Below are 1,520 nucleotides of genomic sequence, written 5' to 3'. Positions count from 1 at the left end.
CAGTTGAAGATGGCTCCCCAATAACCAGCGCGCTCATCGCGTCGGTATCGTCTCCGTTGCCGGGTATCGGTCCGACCGGTGCCTTACTGCCGCCCTCCACAGATCCAATGTCGCAGGTACCCACGCGCGGTGCCAGGCGTTGGTCACGTACCGTACAGGTTTGTGAATTCCCCGCATCAATGAGACCACTATGCCCGGACGGCATCATGGTTTCCGTATAACCGCCGTTGTTCCCCAATGGCCCCAGTTCAGGTGCTCCGGATGCATCGCCATTCTCACAGCTGTCATCGTCAAACCAACTATGGTCTATGATGAAGGTAATGTATTTATCGGCGCCACAGTTCCTACCGGTTGAGCCGGCAACAACGGTGTTCACCAGCTCGACTGTCGTCTGGCAGGTGTAGCATGCTCCGTAGACGGTGCCAACGTGATTCAAGTCCCCGGTGGACGTGGATTTGTTGCCGTAGAGCGTGCTGCTGCGAATCGCAGTTACTCCCTTACGGGCGTAAACCGCGGAACCTTCCTTGTCGGCACGGTTGTACGCCAGGGTACTGGCACTGATGACCAGGTTCTTCCCAAAGTTGGAGATTGCTCCGCCGCCGCCTTCTCTAGCGACATTGCTTTTGAACGTACTTTGTTGAATATACGCGTCCCCTCCGTCGGGGCGCGTTAATTTCACGTTGAAGATGGCGCCGCCTGAACCCGACGCATTGTTATCAAAGGTACCATCGCTGATGGTCAACTTTCCCCAGTTCTGGATGGCACCGCCAGTCCAATTCGCGTAGTTGTTACTCATGCGGCAATATTCCATCGTCAGTGTGCCGTTATTGAGGATGCCACCACCCTCGTTGGCGTGGCCGTGTATCAGGTTCAGCGATTTCAGCGTCACCTCAACTCCTTTCTCGATCTTAAACAGGCGTGAGCTGTGGCCACCACCGCTGATCGTGATATCCGGCCTTTTATCACCGTTCACGTCCCCGTTGAGGGTAATATTTTTGTCGATGCTGATCTGGCTTGAATCCGGCAACACGATGGTGAGGTCTTTGAGTGATCGCGCGAAAACAAGGGTGTCGCCGTCATCGGCATTCGCCAGGGTTTCGCGCAACGAGCCACTGCCGCTGTCACTGACGTTGGTAACGGTCAATGTGGCTGCCTGGAGTGATTGCGCCATGCAGCCCAGCAGGGTGAGCATGATGATGTGTTTACATAGGAGATACGGCATTTTCGTCCTCATTAGAAATTCGGCTCCTCAGCAGAATTTGTGGGTAGCAGAGGTGGGTTTGAGGCAAATGATCAGGTCTGTCCTATCGGGGTAGAGCACCCCACCCGGTCTCTGAGAAGATGGAGTTGTGAAACCATCATCAACTCAGAGGGAACCAAGTGGGATGCAGCTCAAGATTATCCTGAACCGGGTGCAGAAATTCAAGTCATTTGTCTACAAGTTGGTGCGCTGGGTTGGTAACGAAGCGGCACCCGAGCTGGAAGTCGAGGTTGCCGAGCGGGCGAATGGCAAGCCGGTC

Annotated in this window: 1 protein-coding gene; it reads right to left on the bottom strand. The window is 54.9% G+C overall.

The window, feature by feature from the left end; genetic code table 11:
* A partial coding sequence (locus ACOCD2_RS19505) for a choice-of-anchor Q domain-containing protein (RefSeq protein WP_294106339.1) occupies window positions 1-1,192 on the bottom strand: 1,192 nt, incomplete at its 3' end.
* Window positions 1,193-1,520 lie beyond the last annotated feature (328 nt).

This window comes from Thiolapillus sp., from assembly GCF_048562965.1.
GTDB classification, from domain to species: Bacteria; Pseudomonadota; Gammaproteobacteria; order Chromatiales; family Chromatiaceae; genus Thiolapillus; species Thiolapillus brandeum_A.
This window is presented reverse-complemented; position numbering and strand designations above follow the sequence as displayed.